Source organism: Actinomadura sp. NPDC047616, from assembly GCF_040642915.1.
In the GTDB taxonomy this organism is placed as follows: Bacteria; Actinomycetota; Actinomycetes; order Streptosporangiales; family Streptosporangiaceae; genus Spirillospora; species Spirillospora miaoliensis.
The window spans coordinates 212,003-238,253 of the sequence record NZ_JBEYTB010000005.1 but is presented as its reverse complement, the minus strand read 5'-3'; the positions used below and the strand labels follow the sequence as shown (position 1 = coordinate 238,253).

Here is a 26,251-nt window from a genome sequence, read left to right as displayed (position 1 = left end):
CCGTGAACATCCAGCCTATTGCGGCGGTTGACGTTCCGCGCACCGCGCGAGACGGTATCGGGCAGATCACCCGAAAGATCGTCCGCTGAGGGACCCGGAGGTGCGGCGATGACCACGGCACGGCGCTGGGAGTTCGCGGGGACGCGCGGCGCGGTCACCGCGCGGACCTGGCCCAACCCCGCCCCGCGTTACGTGGCGGTGCTGGTGCACGGGTACGGCGAGCACCTCGGCCGCTACGACCACGTCGCCGGCGCGCTGGCCCGGCACGGCGCGGTGGTGTGCGGGCCCGACCACGCCGGGCACGGCCTGTCGGCGGGCGACCGCGTGCTCGTCGACGACGTCGGCGACCTGGTGGCCGACGTGCACACGGTCGTGGCGTCGGCCCGCGACGACCACCCCGACCTGCCCGTGGTGATGATCGGCCACTCGATGGGCGGGCTGATCGCCACCCGCTACGCGCAGCTGCACGGCGCGGAGCTGACCGCGCTGGTGCTGTCGGGGCCGGTACTGGGCCGCTGGGACGCGCTGTCGCAGCTGCTGGCGCTGGAGGAGATCCCCGACGTGCCGATCGACCCCGGCACCCTGTCGCGCGACCCCGCCGTCGGCAAGGCCTACGCCGAGGACCCGCTGGTCTGGCACGGGCCGTTCAAGCGGCCGACGCTGGAGGCGCTGGACGCGGCGATCCGGGCGGCGTCCGCGCACGGCTCGCTGGGCGCGCTGCCCACCCTGTGGGTGCACGGCGACGACGACCGGCTGGTGCCCCTGGACGGCACCCGCACGGGCATCGACGCCGTCCGCGGCTCCGACCTGACCGAGCGGATCTACCCCGAGGCCCGGCACGAGGTGTTCAACGAGACCAACCGCGACGAGGTCCTCACGGACGTCACGGCGTTCGTCGACCGGGTGCTGGCCGGCGCCGCCTCACCGCCGGCCTAGCTCGTCGATCAGCGCGCTCAGCCACGGCTCGTCCGCCCGGGGCCGCCGCATCAGCGACCGCGCGATGCCCCGGCGGCCGTGCCAGCGGCCGTACGCGTGGACGTACTCGACGGGCCGCCCCCGGGCGAGCCAGTCCCACACCCGCTTGTCGAGCGGCACGGCCGTCACGGTGAGGCCGGACGAGGCGGCCGGCGTCCAGGCCACCCGCCGGTCGCGCCACGGCCACGGCTCCGGGTCGATCCTGGCCAGCGGAACCAGGCCGAGCACCCGGACCTCGCCGAGCCGGACGCCCTCCTCGGCGCACCACCGGCCGAGCTCGCCCGTCGCGGCGGTGAAGGAACGGTCCGGGCCCACCAGGTCGCAGATCGCCACCGGCCGCCGCGGCGTCCCGGCCAGCGCCGCCGGGGTCAGCCCGGCCGTCGACGCGGTGAGCCGCCACTCGGCGGCGGTGCGGCCGCGCGGCGACGGCAGCCGGTGCACGGCGGACGCGTGCCCGGTGCCGCGCAGCACGACGTCGAGGAGCTGCCGGACGGGTTCGGCGGCCTCCTCGGCCAGCAGGAGGGGGCCGCCGCCCGAGCGCGCCAGCACGTCGGCGGTGCCCGCGGCGAGCCGCCCGAACCACACCCAGTCCCACCATCCGTCGGGCTTCCACGGCGCGCTGCCCAGGATCTCGTCCGCCATCGGATCCCAGGGGTAGGGATCGTCGGCCTCGCGGACCTCGGTCTCGCGGGTCCGCACGGCGGCGGGCGCGAGCCGCGTCTCCTGCCACGCCTGGCAGTCGTCGACCCTGGTGCCGACCTCCGCGCCGCACGACGCACAGGCCAGGTTGGGGCCGGCTCCGATCCCCAGGCACCCGTACTCGGGAGGCTCGTCCCGGATCTTCTCGATCATCACGCGCGTGTTGTGGACGTCCCCGGGCGCGAGGACGAACGTGCCGGGCGGTCCGTACCGGGTGTCGTCCACGGCGTAGGTGCCGGGCGCCATGCCCAGCGGGATCTCGAAGTGGTCAGGGGTGATGCCGTGGTTGGGGAGGGGGACGCGCAGGACGGGCGCGCTGAGGCGGGCCCCGCAGGCCGCGCAGTGGAACACCGTCCGCCGCCGGGTCGTCATCGCCGCCGCCCGCGCCTCACCAGCCGCCCCTTGACGCGTCTGAGCTCGCCGAGCAGCTCGTTCCTGCGGCCGGCCGGCAGCTCGCGCGGGTCGGTGCCGGACAGGGCGCCGTCCATCGCCCACAGCACATCGAGGGTCAGGCCGGGGGTCTGAGTCTCCTCCAGCCGCAGATACGCGTTGACGGGGCCGACGTAGGCCAGGTCGTCGAGCGTGTGCAGGCCGATCCCGGCGAGGTGCCCGGCCGTCCGCCGGTCGAGGTGGCGCAGGTTCCCGAGCCTGGTGTGGGTGCCGCGCCTGATCGCGCCGCAGCGGTCCCACACCAGGGGGCGCAGCACGTCGGGGTCGGCGGCGGCCCGCGCGTTGGCGGGCCGCTGCCGCCTGCCCCGCGCCGCCGTGCCCGTCACGTCCCGGCCCCTCAGCCCTTGACGCAGATGAGCTGCCGCAGGTGCGCGACCACCTCGACCAGGTCGGACTGCGCCTCGATCACCGACTCCAGGTCCTTGTAGGCGCCGGGGATCTCGTCGAGGACGCCGCCGTCCTTGCGGCACTCCACGCCCCTGGTCTGCGCCACCAGGTCGTCGACGGTGAACGCCTTGCGGGCCTTGTTGCGGCTCATCCGGCGTCCCGCGCCGTGCGAGGCGGAGTTGAAGGCCGACGGGTTGCCCAGGCCGCGCACGATGTAGGTGCCGGTGGCCATCGACCCGGGGATGATGCCCAGGTCGCCCCTGCCGGCGCGGATCGCGCCCTTGCGGGTGACCAGCAGCTCCACCCCGTCGTAGACCTCCTCGGCCACGTAGTTGTGGTGGCAGGAGATCACCTCGCCCCACCGGCAGCGCTTCTCGCCGAAGCGGCGGGTCAGCACGTCCTGCGCCAGGGCGAGCATGACGGCGCGGTTGCGGCGCGCGTACTCCTGCGCCCAGAACAGGTCGCGGCGGTACTCCTCCATCTTGCGGGTGCCGGTGAGGAACACCGCCAGGTCCCGGTCGGGCAGGTCCTGGTTGTGCGGCAGCCTGCGGGCGGCCTCGATGTGGTGCTCGGCCAGTTCCTTGCCGATGTTGCGGGAACCGGAGTGCAGCACGACCCACACCGCGCCGTCGTCGTCCGCGCAGACCTCCAGGAAGTGGTTGCCCGAGCCGAGGGTGCCCATCTGGCCGCGGGCCCGGCCGAGACGGCCGCGCACCGCCGGGTGCAGCTCCTCGAAGTCCTTCCAGAAGTCGTACCAGCCGCGTTCCCTCAGCCCGGGCAGCGCCGACGGGTCCACCGGCGTCTTGTGCGCGTGGTGGCCGACCGGGATCGCCTTCTCCAGGCGCGAGCGCAGCGGCCCGAGGTCGTCGGGCAGGTCCTCGACGGTCAGGCTCGACTTGACCGCGGTCATGCCGCAGCCGATGTCCACGCCGACCGCGGCCGGGGACACCGCGTCGCGCATCGCGATGACCGAGCCGACGGTCGCGCCCTTGCCGTAGTGCACGTCGGGCATGACCGCCAGGCCCTCCACCCACGGCAGCGCGGACACGTTGCGCAGCTGGTCGAGCGCGACGTCCTCGACGGTGGCCGGGTCCGTCCACATGCGGATCGGAACGCGGCCGCCCTTGAGCGTCTGGTAAGGCATCACCTGCTCCTCTCCGCGATCGACGGCGGGCCGAACCGTGATCTATGACGCCAGACCGCGCCCCGCCGGTTCAAACCATTTTCTACGGATTCGCCGGGGCGCCCGTGGAATGCTCACCGGCCGGGGACGCGGCGGCCGTCGGCGACGCGCTGCGTCAGGCCCTGACCGTCCAGGTGCTCCAGCAGCGCGACGGCGACGCGGCGGTCCGTGCCGAGGGCCTGCGCGGCGCGGCCGACGCTGAACGGCTGCGGCAGCGCGCCGAGGATCCGCAGCGCCTCCCGGTCGGCCCCGGACGGCAGGACGACGTCGTCGCCCAGCCGCAGGATCGCGCCCGCCCGCTCGGCGGCGTCCAGCACCGGCGGGGTGAGGCCCAGCTCGGCCAGCCGTTCGGGGACGGGCGCGCAGAACGGCGCGGACCGCAGCTCTTCGCGCAACCGTCCCACCGCCACGACGACGTGCGGCGGCGGGCCCTGGTCCGGGCCGTGCACCCGGCCGTCCGCCACCCGCAGCGGAGGCCGCACCAGGGCCTCGACCAGGCGGCACGCGGGCAGGCCGAGCCGCAGCCGGGCCCGCTCCAGCGGCAGGCCGGGCGCCAGCGGCCGGGACGCGGCGCGCTCGGCGACCAGGCCGGCCAGGCGCTGGTACAGCGCCTCACAGTGGCCGGGGTCGGCGAGCCACCCGTCGACCCGCACGGCGTCGGCGGGCGGCGCGCAGCCCATCCCGGCCAGCTCCGCGCGGTGCAGCACGCCGTGGCGGCGCAGCACCACCTCGCCGCCGGGACGGTCCGGCCAGGACGCCAGCTCCCGGGCGCGGGCGGCGGTGTCGCCGCGCCGCACCAGCGTCGGGGGCCGCACGTCCAGCACGCTCACCCGGGCGACGGCGCGGCGGCCCGGGTCGCGCAGCACGGCGACGTCGCCGACGTGCAGCGGCAGTCGCGTGTTGAGGGTCAGGCGGGCGGTGTCGGGGCCCAGCGGCCGCAGCGCCACGGGCACGGCCGCCGCGCCGATGTGCAGGGTCATGCGCCTGGCCAGCCGCCCGGACGCCTCACCGAACCCGGTGCGCACGTCGACGCAGCCGGTGGCGGTCCACCGGTCGGGGGTGACCAGGGCCATGCCGCGCGCGACCCGGGCGGGGGCGACACCGTCCAGTTCCACCGCCACGCGCGTCACGCCGTGCGCCCGCGCGCACGGCTCGCCGCCCGCCTCGGCTGACCGCACCCGCACCCGCCGCCCGGCGGGCATGAGCAGCAGCTCGTCGTCCACGCCGATCGTCCCGGCGGCCAGCGTGCCGTGGACGAGCGCGCCGCCGCCCGGGCCGCGCCCGACGTGGTCGGCCCACAGCCGCACGGGCGCGGCCGGGTCGGGCACGGGCAGCCGCCCGGCCAGGCGGTCCAGCGCAGCGGTCAGCTCCTCGATCCCGGCGCCGGTGAGGGCGCTGACGGTGACGCTCTCGGCGCCCCGCAGGCCGGTGCGGGCGAGCCGCTCGCGCGCCTGGCGCAGCGCCAGCCTGGGGTCGGCGCGGTCGGAACGGGTCACCACCAGCACGCCGTTGCGCACGCCGAGGGCGTCGATGGCGGCCAGGTGCTCCTCCGACTGCGGCATCCACCCCTCGTCGGCCGCCACCGCCAGCACCACCGCCGGGACCGGCCCCGCGCCCGCGAGCATGGTGGCGACGGCCCGCTCGTGCCCGGGGACGTCCACGAACGCCAGCCGCCGGCCCGACGGCAGCGTCGTCAGGGCGAACTCCAGCGCCGGGGACGGGACGCCGCGGCGCCCGCCCTGCCCGGCACGGTCATCGGCGCCGTCATCGGCACCGTCGCCGGGGTCCGCCGGCTCGTCCCGCCCGGCCGGCCGCGGGCCGGTCAGGGCGCGCACGAGCGCGGACTTGCCGTGGCCGGCGTGCCCGGCGGTCGCGACGACCTGCATCAGCTCCCTTTCCGGGTACCGGGCGCCGCGGCACGCCGGTGCCGGACGGGCCGATCGCGGAGAAGGCGGCCGCGATGACCGCGGACGCGAAGGACGGGGATACGAGGGACATATGGCCGGGGGTCCACGTCGAACAACCCTATGGACGCGGAGGGCCGTCGCGAAAGCCGAACAGGTTCACAGTATGAGATCACAATTCCCGTTCCGGATGTGCGACACCGGAGGACGCATCGAGGGGCGGGGGCCGCAGAGCGGGAGGTGAAACCCCCTTCCGGGAACGACGCCCGGAAATCGGCGGAACGGCCGGAACGGCCAGAAGGGCGCGAACCTCTCGAACAATGGCGGCGCGGAACGGCGGGAGGAACGCGGCGCCCGGAAAGGTGTCAGGAAAACCGCCCGTGACCTGCTCTGCGCGCGATACGGTATTGGCCGGTCAGGGGCCGGGCGCGTGGTGGTCGCGCTCGGCCGAGTGGGCGAGGAAATCGTCGACCATGCGGTTGACGAGTTCGGCGAGCAGCCGGCGCTCCCCCTCCGACCACGAGCCGAGCGCCTCGTGCATCCAGCGGCGTCCCACCGCGCGGATGCACTCGACCGCGTCGCGTCCCTCGGCGCGCAGCCGCACCCGCTGGGCGCGCCGGTCGTGGGCGTCGGGCACCCGCTCGACGTAACCGGCCTTCTCCAGGCGCTGCACGAGGCGGGACACGTGCGGGGCCTCGACGCCCAGGCGGGCGGCCAGCTCGCCGGGCCGCATCGGCTCGCCGGTGTCGGCCAGCAGCCGCAGCAGCGGCACGGCGGCGCGGTCGACCGGCACGCCGGCGGCCGCGACCGTCCGGTCGTGCCGGCGGTGCCGCGTGAGCATGTGCGCCACCCGGGTCAGCGCCCGCTCGATCTCCACGATGTCGGCGGGCACGTCGTCGCCAGGGGCGGCTGACTGCGGGGGAGACATGTGATTCACCTTACAGTGTAATTACTTAATTTCAGCAACTAAGTACAATTCCGGATTTGCTCCTGTTTCCCCCCGAAACGGCCCGGCACGGCGGGCCCAGGAGGTTGTGCATGACCGGCGTCGCCACGCCAGCCACCGACCTGACCGAGCGCGCCCCCGCGGCGCCGCGCACCGGCCCGGCGCTGCTGGCGCTGGCCGCGGCGGGGCTGGTGGTGTCGGTGCAGCAGACCCTGGTCATCCCCGTGCTGCCGCAGCTGATGCGCCTGTTCGACGCCTCGGTCAGCGCGGTGACCTGGGTGTTCACCGCCTCCCTGCTGGCCGGCGCGGTGGCCACGCCGGTGCTGTCGCGGCTCGGCGACATGTACGGCAAGAAGCGCATGATCATGGTGGCGATGGGGCTGCTGCTGGCCGGGTCGGTGGTGTGCGCGCTGTCGGGCTCGCTCGGCGTGCTGGTCGCCGGACGCACCCTGCAGGGCACCTCGGCGGCGATGATCCCGCTGGCCATCGGCATGATCCGGGACACGTTCCCGGCCGAGCGGATCACCACCGCGATCGGCGTGGTCAGCGCCACCATGGGCGTGGGCGGCACCGCCGGGATGATCGTCACCGGGCTGATCGCGGACCGGACCGAGGGGCACCAGCCGATCTTCTGGGTGGCCGCGGGCCTGGCCGTCGCCGGGCTGGCGCTGGTGCGCCTGTGCGCGCCCGACAACGGCGCGCGCGTGGGCGGCCGCCCCGATCTTCCCGGCGCCGTGGTGCTGGCGGCGTGGCTGGTGTGCCTGCTGCTGGGCGTCAGCGAGGGCAACCGGTGGGGCTGGACGTCGGCCGGCGTGCTGGCGCTGTTCGGCGGCGCCGCCGTGCTGTGCGCGGTGTGGGTGGCGATCGAGCTGCGGGTGCGCGAGCCGCTGGTGCGCCTGGCGCTGCTGGTCGGCCCGAGGTCGTTGTCGGCGAACCTGGCCTCGGCGCTGCTGGGCTTCTCGATGTTCGCCACGTTCACCCTCATCGCGGGCCTGGTGCAGGCGCGCAGGGACGAGGTCGGCTACGGCCTGGACGGCTCGGTGCTGGACGTGGGCCTGTACATGCTGCCCAGCACCGTCACCATGCTCGTGCTGTCGTCGCTGTCGGGACGCATCGCCGCCCGCATCGGGCCCGCCTACACCCTGGCCATCGGGTCGGCGTTCGTGGCCGTCAGCTACCTGTGGCTGGCGGTGTCCATCTCCCACGCCTACGACATGCTGGCGTTCAGCACCATCCAGGGCATCGGGTTCGGCATCGCCTACGCGGCGCTGGGCACTCTGGCGGTGCGGCACGTGCCGATGGACCAGAGCGGCATCGCCAGCGGCGTCAACTCGCTGGTGCGCACCACGGGCGGCAGCGTCGCGGGCGCCGTCACCGCCGCCGTCCTCAGCGCGCACACCATCGCGGGCACGTCCGTGCCGTCGCAGGGGGCGTACCAGCTGTGCTTCGCCATCGTGGCCACGGGTGGCCTGCTGGCGGCGGTCGTCGCGGCGGGGCACGGCCTGCGCCACGGATGACCGCACGTCGCGGCCGTGGCCCGGCCGGGACGGGCGCCGTGACCGGACGGTGAAACGCCCGTGCGGGACTTGACGAACGACGCCGCGGGCATGCCCTATAGGGGTGCGCCCCGAAATACGAATTGGGGCGGGGGACCCGACCCGGAGGACGACATGGGCGCCTACGCGGCCGCGTACGAACGCAGCATCGCCGACCCGACCCGGTTCTGGGGCCTGGCGGCACGCGACATCCGCTGGCTGGTCCCGCCGGACCGGGTCCTGGACGACGGGGCGCCGCCGTTCTACCGGTGGTTCACCGGCGGCGAGCTGAACACCTGCGACAACGCCCTGGACCGGCACGTGGAGGAGGGCCGCGGCGACCAGGCCGCCCTCATCTACGACAGCCCCGTCACCGGCACCGTGCGCACCTACACCTACCGGGAGCTGACCGACCTGGTGGCGCGGTTCGCCGGGGCGCTGCGCGCGCAGGGCGTCGACCGCGGCGACCGGGTGGTGATCTACCTGCCGATGATCCCCGAGGCGGTGATCGCCATGCTGGCGTGCGCCCGGCTGGGCGCGGTGCACTCGGTGGTGTTCGGCGGGTTCGCCGCCCGCGAGCTGGCGACGCGCATCGACCACGCCCGGCCCAAGGCCGTGGTGTCGGCGTCGTGCGGCATCGAGGGCAGCCGCGTGGTGCCGTACAAGCCGCTGCTGGACGAGGCCCTCGACCTGGCCGCGCACAAGGTCGAGCGGTGCGTGATCCGGCAGCGCCCGCAGCTGCACGCCGACCTGACGCGCCCGCGCGACGTGGAGTGGGACGAGGCGGTCGCGCAGGCCGTTCCGGCCGAGTGCGTTCCGGTGGCCGCCACCGACCCGCTCTACATCCTGTACACCTCCGGCACGACGGGCCGTCCCAAGGGCGTGGTCCGCGACAACGGCGGGCACGCGGTCGCGCTGCGCTGGTCGATGGAGAACGTCTACGGCGTCGGGCCCGGCGACGTGTTCTGGGCGGCCTCGGACGTCGGCTGGGTCGTCGGGCACTCCTACATCGTGTACGCGCCGCTGCTGACCGGATGCACGACCGTCCTGTACGAGGGCAAGCCGGTCGGCACGCCGGACGCGGGCGCGTTCTGGCGGGTGGCGTCGCAGCACCGGGTGAAGGTGCTGTTCACCGCGCCGACCGCGATCCGGGCGGTGAAGAAGGAGGACCCGGACGGCGCGCTGCTCGCCTCCTACGACCTGTCGAGCCTGGAGGCGCTGTTCCTGGCGGGCGAGCGCCTGGACCCCGACACGTACCGGTGGGCGGCCGACCGGCTGCGCCGCCCCGTGATCGACCACTGGTGGCAGACCGAGACCGGCTGGCCGATGGTGGCGAACCCGCGCGGCCTGGAGCCGCTGCCGGTCAAGGCGGGGTCGCCGTCGGTGCCCGTCCCCGGGTACGACGTGCGGGTGCTGGCGGCCGACGGCACCCCCGCCCCGCCCGGCGTGGACGGCGACATCGTGGTGCGGCTGCCGCTGCCGCCGGGCACGCTGCCGACGCTGTGGCAGGACGACGAGCGGTTCGTCGAGTCGTACCTGACCCGCCACCCCGGCCACTACCTCACCGGCGACGGCGGCCACATCGACGAGGACGGCTACGTGTGGGTGATGGGCCGCACCGACGACGTCATCAACGTGGCCGGGCACCGGCTGTCGACGGGCACGATGGAGGAGGTGATCGCGGCGCATCCGGCGGTGGCCGAGTGCGCGGTCATCGGCGTCCAGGACGCGCTGAAGGGGCAGGTGCCGCGCGCGCTGGTGGTGCTCAAGAGCGGCGCGGACGCCGACCACGCGGCGCTGCGCGACGAGGTGGTGCGGATGGTGCGCGAGCAGGTCGGCCCGGTCGCGGCGCTGAAGGAGGTCGCGGTGGTGCGGGCGCTGCCCAAGACCCGCTCGGGCAAGATCCTGCGCGGCGCGATGCGCGGCATCGCCGACGGCCGGCAGGTCGCGGTGCCCTCGACGATCGAGGATCCGGAGGTGCTGGACGACCTGCGCGCCGTGCTGCGGCCGAGCGCCGCGTCGTAGGGTTCCGGCCGCCGGATCACGGGACTGCGGCGGTGCGGGGCTCGCGGTCGCCGCCCTGCCCGGCCAGCCGGCCCAGCGTCCGGGCGAAGGCGAACATCGCGGCGCCCGCCGCGACGGTCACCGCGCCCAGCAGCAGGAAGTACCGCACGCCGCCCCAGACGTCCTGCAGCCGCGCGACCTGCCCGCCGACCGCGTCGCCGCACGCCACCGCCAGGAACCACACGCCCAGCAGCTGGCCGACGAACGCGCGGGGCGCCAGCTTGACGGTGACCGACAGCCCGACCGGCGACAGCGCCAGCTCCCCCACCGTCTGCAGCAGGTAGACGGCGACCAGCCACAGCAGCGACACCCGGACGCCCCCGGCCGCCGCGTGCGCGGCCAGGGACATCACCACGAACGACAGCCCGCACATGACCAGCCCGAAGGCGAACTTCTGCGGGATCGTCACGCGGTCGCCCAGGCGCAGCCACAGCCAGGCGAAGAACCCCGACAGGCAGATGATCATGATGGGGTTGATGTTCTGCGTCCAGCTCGCGGGCATCCGCCAGCCGAACACGGTCAGGTCGACGCTGCGTTCGGCGAAGATGTTGAGCGGCCCGGCCGCCTGGTCGTAGATCATCCAGAACAGCGCGGCGGCCGCGAACAGCCACACGTAGGCGCGCAGCCGCGTCCGCTCCTCGGCGGTCACCTCGTGGCTGCGGAACAGGTAGGCGAAGTAGGCCACCGGGACGGCCACCGCGAGCACGGTCAGCGCCACGGTGACGTGGTCGACCGTGATCCCGCCGAGTGCCACGGCGGCGACGGCCACGGCCGGCACCGCCGCGGCCAGCACGCCGCCCGCCGCCCGCGCGAGCCTGCGGCGCTCGTCCGGGGTCAGCCGGTGCCCGGGCTGGTCGCCGACGCCCCGCAGATGCCTGGCGCCGAGCACGTACTGGGTCAGGCCGAGCGCCATGCCCGCGGCCGCCGCGCCGAACCCCAGGTGCCAGTTGATGTTCTCGCCGAGGTAGCCGACGACGAAGGGGGCCAGCGCGCCGATGTTGACGCCCAGGTAGAACAGCGAGAACGCCGAGTCGCGGCGCGCGTCGTCCTCCTGGGAGTACAGCCGTCCGACCATCGTGGAGATGTTGGGCTTGAGCAGCCCCGACCCCAGGATGATCAGTGCCAGGCCCAGGTAGACCGCTCCGGCCCCGGCCGGCACCGCCATCGACAGGTGCCCGCACATGATGACCACGCAGCCCGCCAGCACGGTCCGGCGCGCGCCCAGGATCCGGTCGGCCAGCCAGCCGCCGGGCAGCGCGGCGAAGTAGACCATCGCCATGTAGACGCCCAGCAGCGCCTTGGCCGTGCCCTCGGCCAGGCCCAGGCCCGACTGGGACGGCGGGGCGATCAGGAACAGCACCAGGATCCCGCGCATCCCGTAGAAGCTGAACCGCTCCCACATCTCGGTGAAGAAGAGCGTGGCCAGCCCCCACGGGTGCCCGAAGAACGTGCGCCCGGCGGGCGCGCGCGTAGGAGTCGTCGCCATGCGCTCCCCCCGAGATCCGCCGTGGCGCGTACGCACGCAGACCGCGTTCGTACCCGCGCGATCAGCGGCCGAACGGCGCGGGCGCCGGGTGCGCCCGGCGCGGGGTCAGCGGACGACGAGGGTGTGCGCGCGGCGTTCGACGAGCTCGCCGACGACGACCGCGCCGGGGATCTCGCCGGCGATCAGCAGGCCGCCGGAGGTCTGCGCGTCGGCCAGCAGCAGCCGCCGCTCCTCGGCGAGGCGGCCGAAGTCGGTGTGCGGGGACACCCACGCCAGGTTGCGGCGGGTGCCGCCGGGCACGAACCCGTCGCGGACGGACTCGCGCGCCCCCTCCAGGTACGGCACGGCCGCGGCGTCGACCACGGCGGTGACGCCGCTGGCCCGGGCCAGCTTGAACAGGTGGCCGAGCAGCCCGAAGCCGGTGACGTCGGTGGCGCAGCGCACGTCCGCGGCCAGCGCCAGCCGGGCGGCCTCGGCGTTCAGGGCCGCCATCGACTCCACGGCGTGGGGGAACGCCTCGCCGGTGGCGCGGTGCCGGGCGTTGAGCGCGCCGGTGCCGAGCGGCTTGGTCAGCGACAGCGGCAGTCCGGGCCGTCCGTCGGCCAGCCGCAGCAGCCGGTCGGGGTCCGCGGTGCCCGTCACCGCCAGGCCGTACTTGGGCTCGGGGTCGTCCACGCTGTGGCCGCCGGCGACGGGGCAGCCCGCGCGGGCGACGACGTCGCGGCCGCCGCGCAGCACCTCCCGCGCCACCTCCGAGGGCAGCACGTCGCGCGGCCAGCCGAGCAGGTTGAGCGCCATGACGGGCTCGCCGCCCACGGCGTACACGTCCGACAGCGCGTTGGCCGCGGCGATCCGGCCCCAGTCGTAGGGGTCGTCCACGACGGGCGGCAGCACGTCCACGGTGGACACCACCGCCCGGGCGGCGTCGAGCCGCAGCACGGCCGCGTCGTCGCCGTCGGCGGCGCCGAGCAGCAGGGAGCCGTCGCCGGCGGGCCCGGTCAACCCGGAGATCAGCCCTTCCAGCTCGCCGGGCGGCAGTTTGCCCGCGCCGCCGCCACCGTGGGCGTACTGGGTCAGGCGCAGATCAGCGGGGGAGGTCACAGCGGGATTTAACCGACCGGTCGTCAAATGATCAAGAAACGGAGCGTACGGGGGCGGTCACCGACATGCCTCACCAATGCCTCACCAGGCATAAAACCTGGACGAGCCTCACGAAACCCACCAAGGTTTACCGTGGAGGCATGAGACGCCGCAGGCTGGCGTACGGGATCATGATGGGCACCTGCCTGACGCTGTTCGTGCTCGCCTGGGCCGTGGTCCGGCGCTACTCCCCCGCGGCGGCGGTCGCGATGTCGCTGGTCGCGATGGTCATCCCGCCGTTCGCCGCGGTCGTGGCCAACTGGAACATCGACCGCGAGGACGAGCGCGGCGAGGGCCACTCCGGCGACCGCCCGCAGGGCCGGACCGGCGGCCGTCCGGGGGGCTGATCTCGCGCGACGCCGTTTCGCGAGGTACGGTCGCGGCTATGGGGCGGATCACCGTGCGCAAACCGGTCCTGCGGCTGAGCACCGCGGGGGTGCGGGGACGGCGGCCCGACACCCTCGCCGTCGAGGAGCCTCTGGAGATCCGCGTCGCCGGCCGTCCGCTCACCATCACCATGCGCACGCCCGGCGACGACTTCGACCTGGTCGCCGGGTTCCTGGCCGCCGAGGGCGTCATCGCGCGGGCCGACGACCTGGTGGCGCTGCGCTACTGCGCGGACGCCACCGAGCAGAACACCCTGGACGTGGTGCTGGCCGACCACGTGCCCCCGCCCGACCCGGGCATGACCCGCGCGTTCACCACCACCAGCGCCTGCGGCGTGTGCGGCAAGTCCAGCATCGAGGCGCTGCGCGTGGACCGTCCCTACGACATCGCCGCCGACCCCGTCGCACTGACGCCCAAGGTGCTGGCGCGGCTGCCCGAGCGGCTGCGGGAGGCGCAGCGGGTGTTCGACCGCACCGGCGGCCTGCACGCGGCCGCGCTGTTCGACGCGACCGGAGAGCCGCTGGCCGTGCGCGAGGACGTGGGGCGGCACAACGCCGTCGACAAGGTCGTCGGCTGGGCGCTGCGCGCGGGCCTGCTTCCGCTGACCGGCCGGATCCTGATGGTCAGCGGCCGGGCCTCCTTCGAGCTCACCCAGAAGGCGGCGCAGGCCGGGATCCCGGTGCTGGCGGCGGTGTCGGCGCCGTCGTCGCTCGCGGTGGACCTGGCCGAGGACGCGGGCATGACCCTCGTCGGGTTCCTGCGCGGCGAGACCATGAACGTCTACACCGGCGCCCACCGCGTCACCGCCTGACCCGGGCGGCCCCTGTCACCCGGGCACGAACCCGGGGCGCCGTTTTGTGGTCTCGCCGTGAAGACCTCGCCCCCGGCGCGCGATTCACTTCTCTGACTACCGAACGGTAGCTTCGGTCGCGCCCGAGGAGAGGACGATGACGGACGTCGACGAACGGCATCCCGCGATCCGGCCGCGCCGGGTGTCGTTCGACTGGTCGGACACCCCGCTGCACTGGATCCCCGGCGACCCGGTGGCCACGCACATCATCAACTCCTTCCACATCGTCCTGCCCGAGGGCGAGAAGTGGTTCGTCCAGTGCGTCAGGGACGCCCGCCCCCACATCACCGACGAGCGGCTGCTGGCGGAGATCCGGGGGTTCATCGGCCAGGAGATGGTGCACGCCCGCTCCCACCAAGGCGTGCTGGACCGGCTGCTGGCGGCCAACGGCATCGATGTCAGCCCGATCACCGAGCAGGCGGCGCGCGGCAACGCCGAACGGCCCGCGCGGATGGCCGCGCTGAAGAGGCGCTCGCCCCGGGCGTGGCGGCGGCGGCTGCGCTTCGAGCTCGCCGCGGTCGCCGCGATCGAGCACTACACCGCCGTGCTCGGCCAGTGGATCATGGACAACCGGCAGTTGGACGCCGACGGCGCCGACCCGACCATGCTGGACCTGCTGCGCTGGCACGGCGCCGAGGAGGTCGAGCACCGCTCGGTGGTGTTCGACGTCTACCGGGCGATGGGCGGGCGCTACCCGCTGCGCGTGGCGGCCTGGGCGGTGTCGCTGCTGTTCCTGTACTGGGCGCTGATCGGCGGGGCGGTCTACCTGCTCAGGCAGGACCCGACCGTGCGCGGCCCGGTGACGCTGCCGCGCGTCTACCGCGCCTACCGGCGGTCGGTCCGCAAGGGCCACGTGCCCGGCGTCTTCCGGCTGCTGATCGGCGAGGCGCCGGTGTACCTGCGGCCGTCGCACCACCCCTCGCGGATCTGCTCGACGCCACAGGCCCTGGAGTACCTGAGGCGCTCCCCCGCCGCGCGGGCGGCGGGTCACGCCTCGTCCTGACCCCATGGCCGCGACGCGCGAGCCGCTCCGCGGCGGGGGAATCACCCTCCCCACGGCGGCATGCCGTACATTTTCGACATGGCGTCCGTCCGCGTGCGGGAGTCAGGCCGACCCCCGACCTGCCGCACGCGCGCCGGCGCGCCGACGGAAAGGCGTCCGCATGACGGTGAACGAGATCCGCCCCGCCGCCGACCCGGCGCAGGCCGATCCGGCACAGGCCGCCCCGGCGGAGACCGGCGCGGCCGAGCCGCCCGTGCCCGGGACCGGCCCCGGCGAGGCACAGGCCGCGGCCACGGAGGCACAGGCCGCGGCCACGGCCGTGCGCGCGGCCAAGAGACGGCGGCGTGTGCGCGGCGACGGCGTCGACCTCGCCGTGTACGAGCAGGGCGACCCGTCGCGCCCGACCGTGCTTCTCATGCACGGCTACCCCGACACCCACGCGGTGTGGGACGAGGTGGCCGAACGCCTCGCCGACCGCTTCCACGTCGTGCGCTACGACGTGCGTGGCGCGGGCGCCTCGTCACGGCCGTTCGGCCGCAGGCGGTACGCCTTCGACTATCTGATGGCCGACCTCGAGGCCGTGCTGGACGCCACCGCGCCGGAGAAGAAGGTGCACCTGGCCGGGCACGACTGGGGCTCCATCCAGGGGTGGGAGGCGGTGTGCACCCTCCCGCAGCGGTTCGCCTCGTTCACCTCGATCTCCGGCCCGTGCCTGGACCACGTCGCGCACTGGATGCGCCGCAGGCTGCGGCGTCCCACCCCGCGCAACCTGCGGCAGGCGGCCGGGCAGACGCTGCGGTCCTGGTACATCTACCTGTTCCAGACGCCGCTGCTGCCCGAGGTGCTGTGGCGCGCCGGGATGGCCCGCCCGTTCGCCCGCGCCCTGGAGGCGGGCGAGGGCGTGACGCCCCGTCCCGGGCACCCGGCGCGGACGCTGCCGCGCGACGGCGCCACCGGCGTCAACCTGTACCGCGCCAACATGCGCCAGCGCCTGCGCAGGCCGCGCGAGCGGCGCACGGACGTGCCCACGCAGGTGATCGTCCCCACCCGCGACCTGTTCGTGTCCCCGCACCTGGTGGGCGGCCTGGCCGGACGCGCGCCCAACCTGTCGCTGCGGACGATCACCGCCGGGCACTGGGTGCCGCGCAGCCATCCCGACGTGATCGCCGAGTGGATCGCCGAGCACGTCGGAGTGGGCTGACCGTCCCGCGCCGACGCGCACCGGGCGGGAGCCCTCGTAGCCGGGCAGCCAGTCGACCTCCCACTCGTGCAGCAGGCGCTCCCCCGCCACCCGTACATGATCTGGATGTCCTCGGGGCTGCCCGCCAGCGCGCGTTCCAGCCACCGCCGCCACGCGCCGGCCTCCTCGGTGCAGCCGGCCAGCCGTCCGCCGGCGCGGTGCACCCACGGCACGCGCCGCCCGTACTCGAAGCGCAGCCGCAGGTCGAAACGCATCCGCACGGTGCCCGACAGTCCCTCCACGACCCGCACCACGTCGGGGGCCTCGCCGCGGTGCGGCATGAAGTCGACCACCCGCACGGCGCCGGTGGGGGTGTCCCACTCGGTCTCCAGCACCAGCGTGCCGGGACGGTAGCGGCGGCACGAGGCACGGCCCGCGCCGTCCGGCGCGAGCAGCCAGCGGCCGTCGCCCGCGTCGCCGAGCAGCGCGGCCATGCACGCGCCGGAGTCGAAGCGCGGCAGGCACAGCCAGTCGACCGATCCGGTGTCGCCGACCAGCGCCGCGCTCTGGCAGTCACCGATCAGCGCGTAGTCCTCGATGCGTGCCGGCTCGTCCACCCGGAGGGTGTTCCCGCTGCTCGCGGTTCATTCCGGGATACCCCGCTCCGTCCGGGTCCGCGACGTACGCACGGTCGCCCCGGCGGCAGGGTTTACCCGCGCGGGGTTTTCCGGCGGCCCCGAACATGCGAACTTGTGAACACGACATCAGGCCGACGCCCCCCTCGGCAGGTGGGCCCAACCGGCGCCGGAGTGTGTGACATGCGAATCCGCGACATCCTGCGTAGGAAAGGCGACACGGTGACCACGGTGCGACCCGAGGCCACCGTCCGGGACCTGCTGGCCACGCTGGCCCAGCACAACATCGGCGCGGCGGTGGTCTCGCCGGACGGCACGGCGATCGCCGGGATCGTCTCCGAGCGGGACGTGGTGCGCCGCCTGCACGAGCACGGCGCCGCGCTGCTCGACCGCCCCGTCACCGAGATCATGACCGCGGAGGTGCGCACCTGCGCCCCCGACGCCGACGTGGACGACCTGCGCCGCACCATGACCGAGCACCGCATCCGGCACCTGCCCGTCGTGGAGGGCGGGCGGCTGGCCGGGATCGTCAGCATCGGCGACGTGGTCAAGAGCACCATCGACGAGCTGGAGAGCGAACGCGAGTATCTCGTCGGCTACATCCAACGCGCCCCCTGACGCGCGTCCCCTGACGCGCGCCCGTCACCTCCCGGTGACGTCCCGCCTGCGTGCGACGTCCCCGGGGCGTCACACGTAGGCGGGCAGGGACGGCCGGACGGCGGGCGCCGCGTCCACCGCCGCCTGGGCCTGCGCCAGCCGGTCCACCGCGACGCGCAGCGTCTCGGGCGGCAGGACGTACGGCAGGCGCAGCCGGTCCTCCAGCACGCCGTCCTCGCCGAACACCGGGCCGGGCACCACCCGCACGCCGAGCCGTCCCGCCGCGTCGGCGATCTGCGTGGCGACCGGGGCCTCCAGCCGCGGCCACAGCGACATGCCGCCCTCGGGCAGGGTGAAGGTCCAGCCGGGCAGCCGCTCGCGCAGCGCGGCGGCCAGCGCGTCGCGGCCGCGCAGCAGCGCCGCCGCGCGTTCGGCCCGCACCTCGTCCTGCCGCAGCAGCAGCTCCCGCACGATCAGCTGTTCGAGCACCGGGCTGGCGATGTCGGTGGCCTCGCGTGACAGCGTCAGCCTGCGCGCCAGCGGCGCGGACGCCCGGATCCAGCCGATGCGCAGCCCGCCCCACAGCAGCTTGGACGCCGACCCGACGCTCACCACCCGGCCGCCGGTGTCGAACGCGGCCAGCGGCGGCGGCACGGGGGCCGTCCGGTCGTGCGCCAGGCCGGCGAACGTCTCGTCGGCGATCAGCATGGCGTCGGCGCGGCGGGCGGCCTCCACCAGCGCCCGGCGGGCGGCCGCGGGCATCAGCAGGCCGGTCGGGTTGTGGAACTCGGGGACGGTGTAGACGGTGCGCACCGCCGTCTGCCGCATGGTGGCGGCGATCAGCTCGACGTCCCAGCCCTCGGTGACGCCGACCGGCACCAGCCGGGCGCCGCGGCGGCGCAGCGCGCCCAGCGCGTGCGGGTAGGTGGGCCGCTCCACCAGCACCGGGTCGCCCGCCTGCACCGTGAGCTGGGCCAGCAGCGTCAGGGCGTGCTGCGCGCCGGTGGTGACGACGATCTGGTCCGCCCGGGTGGGCAGCCCCCGCGCGGTGTAGCCGTCGGCGATCACCTCGCGCAGCTCGGGGAGCCCGGCGGGCTGGTATCCGGGCCCGGCGGCGTGCCGCGGCAGTTCGGCCACGGCGGCGGCGACGGCCTCGTCGAAGATCTCGGGCGCGGCGGGGGTGGCGCAGCCCAGGTCGATGAACCCGGGGCCGGTGGGCGCGTCGGCCATGCCGTACCGCGGGTCGCCCTCGGCGTCGTTCCGCCGGGCGGGGGCGACGGCGGTCATGTTCGTCGTGGGCAGCGCCGTCCAGCTTCCGGCGCCCTGCCTGCTCTCCATATAGCCGTCGGCGCGGAGCCGGTCGTAGGCGGCCGTCACGGTGGTGCGGCTGACGCCCAGGGCGGCGGCCAGGTCGCGTTCGGCGGGCAGGCGCGTGCGCAGCGCCAGCCGGCCGTCGAGGATCAGGCCGCGCACCGCCCGCGCCAGCGCCAGGTAGTACGGGCGCTCCTGCGGGACGTCGCCGAGCAGCCGGGCCAGCTGCGGACCGCTCACATAGCGGGTGGTCATGAGTCCACTTTCGCATGATTGGCCCTATGATGACCAGGCCATTGCCGTCCAAAATAGTCGGCGTTGTCCAAAGGTCGAGGTAGGAGAGTAGGCACGAATGGCCCTGATGGCACGCCGCCTGGTCCAGCTGTACGCGGGATTGGCCCTCTACGGTCTGGGCATCGCCCTGCAGGTGGCCTCCGGACTCGGCAACGATCCGTGGGACGTGTTCCACCAGGGCCTGTCACGCCGGTTCGGGCTGTCGATCGGCGCGTGGATCATCATCATCGGGGCCCTGGTGATGCTGGCCTGGATCCCGCTGCGGCAGCGGCCGGGGATCGGCACGGTCAGCAACGCGCTGCTCGTCGGGGTGTTCGCCGACCTGTTCCTGTACCTGCTGCCGGACCCGGACGCCACCGCGGCCCGCTGGGCGTTCCTGGTCGCGGGCATCGTGGCCGGCGGGTTCGCCACCGGCTGCTACATCGGCGCCGGGCTGGGGCCGGGCCCGCGCGACGGGCTGATGACGGGGCTGGCGGCCCGCGGCCACTCGGTCCGCGTCGTGCGCACCTCCATCGAGCTGGCCGTGCTGGCGGTGGGCTGGCTGCTCGGCGGCACGGTCGGCGTCGGGACCCTGCTGTACGCCGTGACGATCGGCCCCCTGGCGCACGTCTTCATTCCCCTCATGCAGGTCAGGGAGCCCGTGAAGGACACCCCGGCCCCCGCCGAGGAGGCGCCCGCCGCCGAGCGCACCGCGCCCGAGCCCGAGCCCGCGTCGAGCTGAGCCCCCAGAAAGACCCTGTCAGGCGAGGCGGAGGCGGGTGGCCTGTTCGGCCACGGCCGCGAGCAGGCCGGCCGCCCCCTCGGTCAGCTCGGCCAGCGTGCGCGGGCCGTCGGCCAGGCTGAACGCGGCGGTCAGCCCGAGCCCGTGCAGCTCGTCCAGCGGCCCGGCCACGCTCCCGGCCAGCGCCACCGCCGGCACGCCGCGCTCCCGCGCCAGGCTCGCCACGACGGAGACGACCTTGCCGCCGGCGCTCTGGTCGTCCAGCCGCCCCTCCCCCGTGATCACCAGGTCGGCGGCGTCGAGCGCGGCGGGCAGGCCCATCAGGTCGGCCACCAGCTCGGCGCCCTTGGCGGGCGCGGCGTCCAGCACACCGACCAGGCCGCCGCAGGTGCCGCCCGCCGCTCCGGCGCCCGGCAGGTCGTGAACGCGCCGTCCGGTGCGTTCGGCCAGCACGTCGGCGAAGCGCACCAGCGCCGCGTCCAGCTCGGCGACCTGCTCGGGCGTGGCGCCCTTCTGCGGCCCGAACACCGCCGCCGCGCCCCGCGCCCCCACCAGGGGGTTGGTCACGTCGCAGGCGACGCGGAAGCGCGCCTCGCGCGCCCCCTCGGCCAGCCCGGAGTCGTCGATCGCGGCCAGCCGGGCCAGCGCCGCGCCGCCGGGCGGCAGCTCGGCGCCGGCGGCGTCGGTGAAGCGCACGCCCAGCGCGCGCAGCAGCCCGGTGCCGCCGTCGGTGCTGGCGCTGCCGCCGATGCACACCAGCACGTCGCGGGCGCCGCGCCGCAGCGCGTCGGCGACCAGCTCGCCGGTGCCGCGGGTGTCGGCGCGCAGCGGGTCCAGCTCGCCGGGGCCCAGCAGCGGCAGCCCGGACGCCGAGGCCAGCTCGACGACGGCGGCGCGTCCGTCCCGCGACAGCGCGTACCGGGCCGCCACGGGGCGTCCCAGCGGGTCGTGGGCGGTCATCCGGATCTCCTGCCAGCCGGCGCCGCGCAGGAAGCAGTCCAGGGTGCCCTCGCCGCCGTCGGCCATCGGCACCGCGACGGTCTTGGCGTCGGGCGCGGCCCGGCGCACCCCCGCCTCCACGGCGACGCACACCTGGGCGGCGCTCAGGCTGCCTTTGAACGAGTCGGGCGCGATGACGATCCGCACGCTGGGCTCCCTTCCCTCGGGCACAGACCCTACGGCCCCCGCCCGCGCCAGGCATTGGGCACCCCGCCGAAGCATCACCGCTGCGACGCCCCTGAGACTGTGCGCGCCGCACAACGAGAACTAGCCGGTCTCGGCGGCGTCCAGGGCGACCCGCAGGGTGACGGCGTCGGTGAAGCGGCGGGGGTCGCGGCCGGTGAGGTCGGCGATCTTGGTCAGCCGGTAGGCCAGGGTGTTGCGGTGGACGTTCAGCGCGCGGGCGGCCGCGGCGGCGTCGCGGTCGTGGTCAAGGTAGGCGCGCAGGGTGCGGCGCAGCTCCCCGGGCAGCGCGCCGAGGACCCGTCCGGCCATGGCGGCGCGCTCGGTCTCGTCCACGCGGGCCAGCAGAACGGGCAGCTCCAGGTCGTCCAGCCGCCGCCGGCCCGTCCAGGGGCGGCGCAGCGCCAGCCGGGCCCGGGTGAGGACGTCGGTGAGCGCGGTGAGGTCGGCGGCGTCGCCCGCGTCCAGCAGGGCCCCGCCGGGCAGTTCCGCTCGCAGGGCCTCCAGCCGGGGCCGCAGCGCGGCCGCCGCGTCCGCGGCCGCCACCGCCCACAGGACGCCGTCGGCGTCGACGGCGGCCAGCACGCGCCGCTCGTCGGCGCCGAGCCTGCGGTCGAGGTCGCGGGTCGCGGCCGGGTCGGCGGCGCGCAGCGCGAACGCCCGGGACGGCGGGCCGGGACGGGCGTCCACCAGGCGCAGCCGGCGGCGCCACTCCGCGGCCGTCAGCCGCCCGGCCACCAGGTCGGCGAGGATCTGCTCGCGGACGCGCCGCCGCCAGCCGGCCTCCTCCCGCAGCGCCCGCTGCGTGATCATCAGCTCGGTCATCAGCACCACCGCGGCGGCCAGCTCGCCGACCTCGCGGGGCTCGCCGGTCACCCCGACCACCCCGGCGACCGCCTCGCCGCCGGCGCCGCCGTCCCGGGCGGCGCGGATCGGCAGGTTCACCCCGGCCTGGGTGCCGCCGAGCCGCCGGGCCTCGGCGCCGGTCACCGCGAACGGCTCGCCGGTCGCCAGCACCCGCCGGGCGCCCTCGTGCACCTCGCCGACGCGGGCCGGGTCGCCGCTGGCGATGATCACGCCGTGCCGGTCCATGATGTTGACGTTGCGGCCCAGCCGCCGGGTGATCTCGGCCACGATGGCCCGGGCGTCCTCCGCGCTGATCACACGGTCACGATAGCCGCGGGGCCGCGGCTCAGGGCTCGGCGGCCAGCTTGGTCAGCACCGAGGTGAACTCCTCGGGCAGCACGACCGCGTCGCCCTGGTAGCGGAGGTCCAGCAGCGTCAGCTCGCCCATCCGCCACCAGTACAGGTGCGGGCTGAGCGAGCCGGGGCCGTCCTCGTAGGCGCGGCGGGCGTGCGCCTGCAGCTCGCGGGCGGCGTTGACGGCGGCCCGGTAGCGGGCGCGCGGGCAGCCGCCCGCGGGCCGCAGCGGGTGCGCGACGATCTGGCTGCGGTTGGGCGCCACCACCAGCGCGCCGTACGGGCCGATCGGCAGGTACTCCTCCAGCCACGCCAGGTGGGTGGCGGCGTAGAACGTCCAGCCGTGCAGCACCGACACCCGCACGCTGCGCAGCTCGTCCTCGTCGACCTGCAGCGGCCCGTCGCCCCGCACGTTGGAGCGGCCGAGCATGAACAGCGCGTCCCCCGACACCGGCCAGCCGTGCATCTCGTCGGTGGTGACGGTGCGGACCGTGGTGGGGGTGTCGACGACCACCACCTCGATCAGCCCGGGTGCGAAAGGGCGCGCGGCCAGGACCCCGTTGTCGGCCTCGGCCGGGTAGATGCGGGTGCGCAGCAGATGCTGGGCCAGGTCGAAGTCGCTGAGGTCCAGCGGCTCCTCGACGGCGGTGACGATCGTGGTGACGTGGTCGGACACCAGCGCGGGCCAGTCGTCACGCGGCACCAGCCGGGCCAGCTGCCGCAGGTTGCGCATGCTGACGTGCAGCCGGTTGGCGCCCTCCAGCAGCATGACGTCGCCGGGGACGCGGCGGCAGGAGTAGCCGAGGCTCTCGGCCACCAGCACCAGCAGCGAGTCGAGGGCGCCCTGGTCCCACAGGCCGTCCCGGCGACCGTCGTCCCACGCACCGGGACGGGCATGCCGGCCGCTCATCGCACTCCTCCCGGCAGGGGTCGGCTGTCACTTGCGCGGCGCCGTCCGGCCGGGACGCTCAGGGTCAGCGCTGCGGCGTCCAGCCGTACGGGGGCGCCGAGCTCCAGGGTGACCTGGCACGGTCCGTGCCCGGCGGGCACACCGGCCAGCACCGGAACGCCCAGGGGGCCCAGCCGGTCGGTGAACACCGCGTCGAGCTCGGCCGGGTCGCCGCAGTCGGTCCACGAGCCCAGCACCACGCCCGCCGCACCGTCGAACCACCCGGCCTGGAGCAGCTGCGTGAGCATCCGGTCGACGCGGTAGGGCGCCTCGCACACGTCCTCGAGCAGGACGATGCGACCGGCCGCCGGCGGCGGGGCGTGGGGGGTACCGATCAGCGCGGTGAGCAGAGCCAGCGTACCGCCCGTCAGCACGCCCTCGGCACGCCCGGGGCTCAGCGCGTGACTGCCGGTGACCGTCGCCCCGGCCGGGTCGCCGAAGAGGGTCGACCGCAGGTGCGCCAGCGTGCGCTCCCGGTCGTCGTCGAGCGGGCCGGCGAGGTCGGCGACCAGCCCGGCCACCATGGGGCCGAACGAGGTGCTGACGCCCAGCCGCGCGCCGAACGCCACGTGCAGGGCGGTGATGTCGCTGGAGCCGTGCAGCGCCTTGGGGCCGCGTCCGTCACCGGACGCGGCGGCGAGCGCGTCCCAGTCGAGCAGGTCGAGCAGGCGGGTGGCGCCGTAGCCGCCGCGGGCGCACAGCACCGCGCGGACGTCCGGGTCGCACCAGGCGGCCTCCAGGTCGGCGGCGCGGTCGGCGTCGGTGCCCGCCAGGCGGTGCCATCCGTCGCGGGCGGCGGCGCCGGCGAGGTTGGCGCGGTCCAGGACATGCCCGGCCAGGACGACCTCCAGCCCGAGATCGCGCAGCACGCCGCAGCCGGCCTCCAGCCGGACGGGATCGACCGGCCCGCTCGGCGCGACCACGGCCACCCGGTCGCCGGGGCGCAGCCCGGCGAACCGGCGGGGCGACCCGTCCTCGGGTGCGGCCCCCTCGCGGGTGCCCCCGCTCATCAACCTCGTCCCTCCTCGCACCGCGACGGATAGAGCTTGTCAGGAGAAGGTCGCCAAAGGAAGGGCCGTCCGCTCACGATCCGTGGGCGGATCATCGCGCCGCGTGACGCGCCGCAGGTCGGACGGGTCACCGGGCCGCCCCGACCGCCAGTTCGACCAGCCGGGGCAGCGTGTCGCCGACGGGGCGGCGCAGCACCGCGTCGGCGACCGGGTCGTACGGGGTGGGCTCGGCGTTGACGATCACGAACCGGGCGCCGCGTTCGACCGCCTCCAGGCACAGGCCCGCGGCGGGCTGCACGGTCAGCGACGTCCCGACCGCCAGGAACAGGTCGCAGGAGCGGGCCGCCTCGACCGCCGCGTCCAGCACGTCGGGGTCGAGGGCCTGCCCGAAGGAGATCGTGGCCGACTTCTGGATGCCGCCGCAGTCGGGGCACGGCGGGTCGTCCTCGCCCGCCTCCACCCGGGCCAGCACCTGCGGCATGGGCGTGCGCAGCCCGCACGACAGGCACTCGGCCTCGCGCATGGTGCCGTGGATCTCGATCACCCGTTCGGGCGCCGCCCCCGCCCGCTGGTGCAGGCCGTCGATGTTCTGGGTGACGATCGCGCGCAGCCGCCCCGCCCTCTCCAGCCGCACCAGGGCCTCGTGCGCGGCGTTGGGCTGGGCGTGCCAGGCCGGATGGTCGCGCCGCGACCGCCAGGCCTGCCGCCGCACCTCGGGGTCGGCCAGGTAGGCGCCGATCGTGGACTGCGCCGCGGCCTCGGGGTTCTTCGTCCACACGCCCTGCGGGCCGCGGAAGTCGGGGATCCCGCTGTCGGTGCTGATGCCCGCGCCGGACAGCACGGTGATCGCCTGCGCCCGCGGGAGCCATTCCCGCAGGGTGGTCGGAGCGTCCATTTCTCCAAGGCTAGGCCGGGAAAGCACTCTTCTGCTCCTATTATCCCTGTGAGCGCGCCGGCCTGTCGGCTCTCGTCCCGGCGAGGTGAGAAACTGAACACTCGTATGAGGTCCACGCCGCACATCCTCGTGGTCAACGGCACCAAGGTCCGCCGTCCGGTGTTCATCCTGGGCTCGCCCCATTCCGGCGCGGACCTGCTGGCGCGCGCCCTGAAGCGGTCCGCGGGGTTCCATCTGACCATGGGACGCCCCGGGGTGCTGAGGGTCACCTACGCGTTCGCGCGGCGGCCGTCGATCGCCACCGGCCGGGGCCGGGGCGCCGCCCGGGTCCTGCGCGACGCCTACGCCGAGGCGTGGCAGATCTCCGCGCGCGCCTGCGCGCAGTGCCCGGACGTGTGCCGCGACGCCGCCGGGCTCCCGCCGTCGGCGGCCGGCGTCCCCGCCGTGGACGACGCGCCGTGCGTGGCGCCGCGCGACGTCGACCGGTTCGCCGACGCCTCCCCCGACCTGATCTACAGCGCGGACGTGCTGCTGGACGCCTTCCCCGACGCCCAGCTGCTGCAGGTCATCCGCGACGGGCGGGACGTGGTGGCCGACATGCTCGCCGACGAGCGCTGCCTGGCCTGGTTCAAGCCGGGCCTGGCCAACCTGGACGAGGTGTTCCCCAACCCGTTCCTGGGCGTGGAGGACGTGGCCGACCGGGCCCGCTGGCCGCGCGCCGCCCCGGCCGTCAAGTGCGCGCTGCGCTGGCGCGGGTCGGTGCGGCTCAGCGCCCGCCTGCGGGCGCAGACGCCCGAGGAGCAGCTGCTCACGGTGCGCTTCGAGGACCTGGTGCGGCGGCCCCGCCGGGTCGCCGACGCCGTGTCGGAGTACCTGGGCGCCCCGATCTCCACGGGCGTGCTGACCGGGCTGGTGCGCAGGGGCGCGCCCGTCCCGGACGACCGGCGCGTGGGCGTCTGGCGGGAGCGGCTCACGCCCCGGCAGCTCACGCAGGTCGAACGGGTGGCGGGCACCGAGCTGGGACGCCTCGGCTACGACCTCGGCACCGCGGGCTGAGGCCCCGCGGCGTGCGCCCCGCGGAGACGGCGGGTCAGCGGCGCCTGACCAGCGCCGCCGGGGACGACGCCAGTTCGGGCAGCCGGTCGGGCCCGAGCCAGCCGATCGCCACGCCCGCCGCGCCCAGGCCGACCACGAGGACGGCGTAGCGTCCCGTCCCGCTCCTGACGATGCGACCGGGGTTGACCGTCACACGCACGCCGTGCTCCTTC

Annotated in this window: 24 protein-coding genes and 1 pseudogene; 10 read left to right on the top strand and 15 right to left on the bottom strand. The window is 75.4% G+C overall.

All coding sequences use genetic code 11. From position 1 onward, the window contains the following. Positions 1–108 precede the first annotated feature (108 nt). Positions 109–936: a lysophospholipase gene (locus ABZ801_RS14630; protein ID WP_360697645.1), complete on the top strand. Its 828-nt coding sequence runs from the start codon at positions 109–111 to the stop codon at positions 934–936. Here the strand turns inward: ABZ801_RS14630 and ABZ801_RS14625 are convergent. From ABZ801_RS14625 to ABZ801_RS14605, 5 genes are all read right to left on the bottom strand, one after another. Further along, positions 922–2,046, bottom strand: coding sequence for a hypothetical protein (locus ABZ801_RS14625; protein ID WP_360697642.1), 1,125 nt, complete (start codon positions 2,044–2,046; stop codon positions 922–924). The two genes, ABZ801_RS14630 and ABZ801_RS14625, sit on opposite strands and share 15 nt — an antisense overlap. Continuing rightward, positions 2,043–2,450: a TfoX/Sxy family DNA transformation protein gene (locus ABZ801_RS14620; RefSeq protein WP_360697639.1), complete on the bottom strand. Its 408-nt coding sequence runs from the start codon at positions 2,448–2,450 to the stop codon at positions 2,043–2,045. The genes ABZ801_RS14625 and ABZ801_RS14620 overlap by 4 nt, the downstream gene beginning before the upstream one ends. An 11-nt stretch (positions 2,451–2,461) precedes the next feature. Next, complete coding sequence (locus ABZ801_RS14615) at positions 2,462–3,655, bottom strand: RtcB family protein (RefSeq protein ID WP_360697636.1); 1,194 nt, start codon at positions 3,653–3,655, stop codon at positions 2,462–2,464. A gap of 113 nt (positions 3,656–3,768) precedes the next feature. Continuing rightward, complete coding sequence (locus tag ABZ801_RS14610; RefSeq protein ID WP_360697633.1) at positions 3,769–5,580, bottom strand: SelB C-terminal domain-containing protein; 1,812 nt, start codon at positions 5,578–5,580, stop codon at positions 3,769–3,771. A gap of 433 nt (positions 5,581–6,013) precedes the next feature. After that, positions 6,014–6,526 (bottom strand): MarR family transcriptional regulator, encoded by a 513-nt coding sequence (locus tag ABZ801_RS14605; RefSeq protein ID WP_360697630.1) that lies wholly within the window; start codon positions 6,524–6,526, stop codon positions 6,014–6,016. 110 nt (positions 6,527–6,636) lie between these two features. Here ABZ801_RS14605 and ABZ801_RS14600 point away from each other — a divergent pair, with 110 nt between their 5' ends. After that, entirely contained in the window at positions 6,637–8,061 is a 1,425-nt protein-coding gene (locus ABZ801_RS14600) for an MFS transporter (RefSeq protein WP_360697627.1), read from the top strand. Positions 8,062–8,214: 153 nt separating this feature from the next. Then, positions 8,215–10,104, top strand: a complete 1,890-nt coding sequence (locus ABZ801_RS14595) for a propionyl-CoA synthetase (protein WP_344945010.1) — start codon at positions 8,215–8,217, stop codon at positions 10,102–10,104. 16 nt (positions 10,105–10,120) lie between these two features. On the opposite strand, the gene ABZ801_RS14590 is transcribed toward ABZ801_RS14595, so the two are convergent. Further along, on the bottom strand, positions 10,121–11,629 hold the full coding sequence (locus ABZ801_RS14590) for a peptide MFS transporter (RefSeq protein WP_360697624.1): 1,509 nt from the start codon (positions 11,627–11,629) through the stop codon (positions 10,121–10,123). 105 nt (positions 11,630–11,734) lie between these two features. Beyond that, positions 11,735–12,730: a selenide, water dikinase SelD gene (gene selD, locus ABZ801_RS14585; RefSeq protein WP_344945004.1), complete on the bottom strand. Its 996-nt coding sequence runs from the start codon at positions 12,728–12,730 to the stop codon at positions 11,735–11,737. Positions 12,731–12,870: 140 nt separating this feature from the next. Here selD and ABZ801_RS14580 point away from each other — a divergent pair, with 140 nt between their 5' ends. From ABZ801_RS14580 to ABZ801_RS14565, 4 genes are all read left to right on the top strand, one after another. After that, positions 12,871–13,116 carry a DUF3099 domain-containing protein gene (locus ABZ801_RS14580; RefSeq protein ID WP_360697619.1) on the top strand — a complete coding sequence of 82 codons (246 nt, stop codon included), beginning with the start codon at positions 12,871–12,873 and terminating at the stop codon, positions 13,114–13,116. Between the two features lie 38 nt (positions 13,117–13,154). After that, on the top strand, positions 13,155–13,967 hold the full coding sequence (gene fdhD, locus ABZ801_RS14575) for a formate dehydrogenase accessory sulfurtransferase FdhD (RefSeq protein WP_360697616.1): 813 nt from the start codon (positions 13,155–13,157) through the stop codon (positions 13,965–13,967). Positions 13,968–14,103: 136 nt separating this feature from the next. Continuing rightward, positions 14,104–15,009, top strand: coding sequence for a metal-dependent hydrolase (locus ABZ801_RS14570; protein ID WP_360697613.1), 906 nt, complete (start codon positions 14,104–14,106; stop codon positions 15,007–15,009). A 4-nt stretch (positions 15,010–15,013) separates the two neighbouring features. Continuing rightward, positions 15,014–16,210: an alpha/beta fold hydrolase gene (locus tag ABZ801_RS14565; RefSeq protein ID WP_360697609.1), complete on the top strand. Its 1,197-nt coding sequence runs from the start codon at positions 15,014–15,016 to the stop codon at positions 16,208–16,210. Here ABZ801_RS14565 and ABZ801_RS14560 read toward each other — a convergent pair. Then, positions 16,133–16,806 (bottom strand): annotated as a pseudogene (locus ABZ801_RS14560) (trehalase-like domain-containing protein); the annotation flags it as partial. The gene ABZ801_RS14565 and the pseudogene ABZ801_RS14560 overlap by 78 nt on opposite strands. A 201-nt stretch (positions 16,807–17,007) precedes the next feature. Between ABZ801_RS14560 and ABZ801_RS14555 the strand changes: the two are divergent. Continuing rightward, positions 17,008–17,442 (top strand): CBS domain-containing protein, encoded by a 435-nt coding sequence (locus tag ABZ801_RS14555; protein WP_344944987.1) that lies wholly within the window; start codon positions 17,008–17,010, stop codon positions 17,440–17,442. A 69-nt stretch (positions 17,443–17,511) separates the two neighbouring features. On the opposite strand, the gene ABZ801_RS14550 is transcribed toward ABZ801_RS14555, so the two are convergent. After that, positions 17,512–18,987, bottom strand: a complete 1,476-nt coding sequence (locus ABZ801_RS14550) for a PLP-dependent aminotransferase family protein (protein WP_360697605.1) — start codon at positions 18,985–18,987, stop codon at positions 17,512–17,514. Positions 18,988–19,084: 97 nt separating this feature from the next. Here ABZ801_RS14550 and ABZ801_RS14545 point away from each other — a divergent pair, with 97 nt between their 5' ends. Further along, positions 19,085–19,747, top strand: coding sequence for a hypothetical protein (locus ABZ801_RS14545; protein ID WP_360697602.1), 663 nt, complete (start codon positions 19,085–19,087; stop codon positions 19,745–19,747). Positions 19,748–19,765: 18 nt separating this feature from the next. On the opposite strand, the gene ABZ801_RS14540 is transcribed toward ABZ801_RS14545, so the two are convergent. The 5 genes from ABZ801_RS14540 to ABZ801_RS14520 form a co-directional block, all read right to left on the bottom strand. Beyond that, a complete protein-coding gene (locus ABZ801_RS14540) occupies positions 19,766–20,893 on the bottom strand; it encodes a glycerate kinase (RefSeq protein WP_360697600.1) in 1,128 nt (375 codons plus the stop codon). Between the two features lie 120 nt (positions 20,894–21,013). Further along, positions 21,014–22,093 carry a sugar diacid recognition domain-containing protein gene (locus ABZ801_RS14535; protein WP_360697596.1) on the bottom strand — a complete coding sequence of 360 codons (1,080 nt, stop codon included), beginning with the start codon at positions 22,091–22,093 and terminating at the stop codon, positions 21,014–21,016. Positions 22,094–22,121: 28 nt separating this feature from the next. After that, the gene (locus tag ABZ801_RS14530) at positions 22,122–23,039 is read right to left on the bottom strand and encodes a hypothetical protein (RefSeq protein ID WP_344944970.1); all 918 of its coding nucleotides are present in this window, start codon (positions 23,037–23,039) and stop codon (positions 22,122–22,124) included. After that, complete coding sequence (locus ABZ801_RS14525; protein WP_344944968.1) at positions 23,036–24,088, bottom strand: LD-carboxypeptidase; 1,053 nt, start codon at positions 24,086–24,088, stop codon at positions 23,036–23,038. The genes ABZ801_RS14530 and ABZ801_RS14525 overlap by 4 nt, the downstream gene beginning before the upstream one ends. 127 nt (positions 24,089–24,215) lie before the next feature. Further along, positions 24,216–24,983: a Sir2 family NAD-dependent protein deacetylase gene (locus ABZ801_RS14520; RefSeq protein ID WP_360697592.1), complete on the bottom strand. Its 768-nt coding sequence runs from the start codon at positions 24,981–24,983 to the stop codon at positions 24,216–24,218. Positions 24,984–25,088: 105 nt separating this feature from the next. On the opposite strand from ABZ801_RS14520, the gene ABZ801_RS14515 reads away from it, so the two are divergent. Then, entirely contained in the window at positions 25,089–26,039 is a 951-nt protein-coding gene (locus ABZ801_RS14515; protein ID WP_360697590.1) for a sulfotransferase, read from the top strand. A gap of 34 nt (positions 26,040–26,073) precedes the next feature. Here the strand turns inward: ABZ801_RS14515 and ABZ801_RS14510 are convergent, their stop codons facing one another. Continuing rightward, positions 26,074–26,238: a hypothetical protein gene (locus ABZ801_RS14510; RefSeq protein ID WP_344944959.1), complete on the bottom strand. Its 165-nt coding sequence runs from the start codon at positions 26,236–26,238 to the stop codon at positions 26,074–26,076. Positions 26,239–26,251 lie beyond the last annotated feature (13 nt).

What these genes read in the sequence shown, in the direction of transcription:
- ABZ801_RS14530 (WP_344944970.1), bottom strand. Translation starts at nt 23,039, where the DNA reads ATGAGCGGCCGGCATGCCCGTCCCGGTGCGTGGGACGACGGTCGCCGG.
- ABZ801_RS14520 (WP_360697592.1), bottom strand. Translation starts at nt 24,983, where the DNA reads ATGGACGCTCCGACCACCCTGCGGGAATGGCTCCCGCGGGCGCAGGCG.
- ABZ801_RS14525 (WP_344944968.1), bottom strand. Translation starts at nt 24,088, where the DNA reads ATGAGCGGGGGCACCCGCGAGGGGGCCGCACCCGAGGACGGGTCGCCC.
- ABZ801_RS14550 (WP_360697605.1), bottom strand. Translation starts at nt 18,987, where the DNA reads ATGACCACCCGCTATGTGAGCGGTCCGCAGCTGGCCCGGCTGCTCGGC.
- ABZ801_RS14630 (WP_360697645.1), top strand. Translation starts at nt 109, where the DNA reads ATGACCACGGCACGGCGCTGGGAGTTCGCGGGGACGCGCGGCGCGGTC.
- ABZ801_RS14625 (WP_360697642.1), bottom strand. Translation starts at nt 2,046, where the DNA reads ATGACGACCCGGCGGCGGACGGTGTTCCACTGCGCGGCCTGCGGGGCC.
- ABZ801_RS14515 (WP_360697590.1), top strand. Translation starts at nt 25,089, where the DNA reads ATGAGGTCCACGCCGCACATCCTCGTGGTCAACGGCACCAAGGTCCGC.
- ABZ801_RS14595 (WP_344945010.1), top strand. Translation starts at nt 8,215, where the DNA reads ATGGGCGCCTACGCGGCCGCGTACGAACGCAGCATCGCCGACCCGACC.
- ABZ801_RS14610 (WP_360697633.1), bottom strand. Translation starts at nt 5,580, where the DNA reads ATGCAGGTCGTCGCGACCGCCGGGCACGCCGGCCACGGCAAGTCCGCG.
- ABZ801_RS14570 (WP_360697613.1), top strand. Translation starts at nt 14,104, where the DNA reads ATGACGGACGTCGACGAACGGCATCCCGCGATCCGGCCGCGCCGGGTG.
- fdhD (WP_360697616.1), top strand. Translation starts at nt 13,155, where the DNA reads ATGGGGCGGATCACCGTGCGCAAACCGGTCCTGCGGCTGAGCACCGCG.
- ABZ801_RS14605 (WP_360697630.1), bottom strand. Translation starts at nt 6,526, where the DNA reads ATGTCTCCCCCGCAGTCAGCCGCCCCTGGCGACGACGTGCCCGCCGAC.
- ABZ801_RS14600 (WP_360697627.1), top strand. Translation starts at nt 6,637, where the DNA reads ATGACCGGCGTCGCCACGCCAGCCACCGACCTGACCGAGCGCGCCCCC.
- ABZ801_RS14545 (WP_360697602.1), top strand. Translation starts at nt 19,085, where the DNA reads ATGGCCCTGATGGCACGCCGCCTGGTCCAGCTGTACGCGGGATTGGCC.
- ABZ801_RS14580 (WP_360697619.1), top strand. Translation starts at nt 12,871, where the DNA reads ATGAGACGCCGCAGGCTGGCGTACGGGATCATGATGGGCACCTGCCTG.
- ABZ801_RS14590 (WP_360697624.1), bottom strand. Translation starts at nt 11,629, where the DNA reads ATGGCGACGACTCCTACGCGCGCGCCCGCCGGGCGCACGTTCTTCGGG.
- ABZ801_RS14615 (WP_360697636.1), bottom strand. Translation starts at nt 3,655, where the DNA reads ATGCCTTACCAGACGCTCAAGGGCGGCCGCGTTCCGATCCGCATGTGG.
- ABZ801_RS14565 (WP_360697609.1), top strand. Translation starts at nt 15,014, where the DNA reads ATGGCCGCGACGCGCGAGCCGCTCCGCGGCGGGGGAATCACCCTCCCC.
- ABZ801_RS14555 (WP_344944987.1), top strand. Translation starts at nt 17,008, where the DNA reads ATGCGAATCCGCGACATCCTGCGTAGGAAAGGCGACACGGTGACCACG.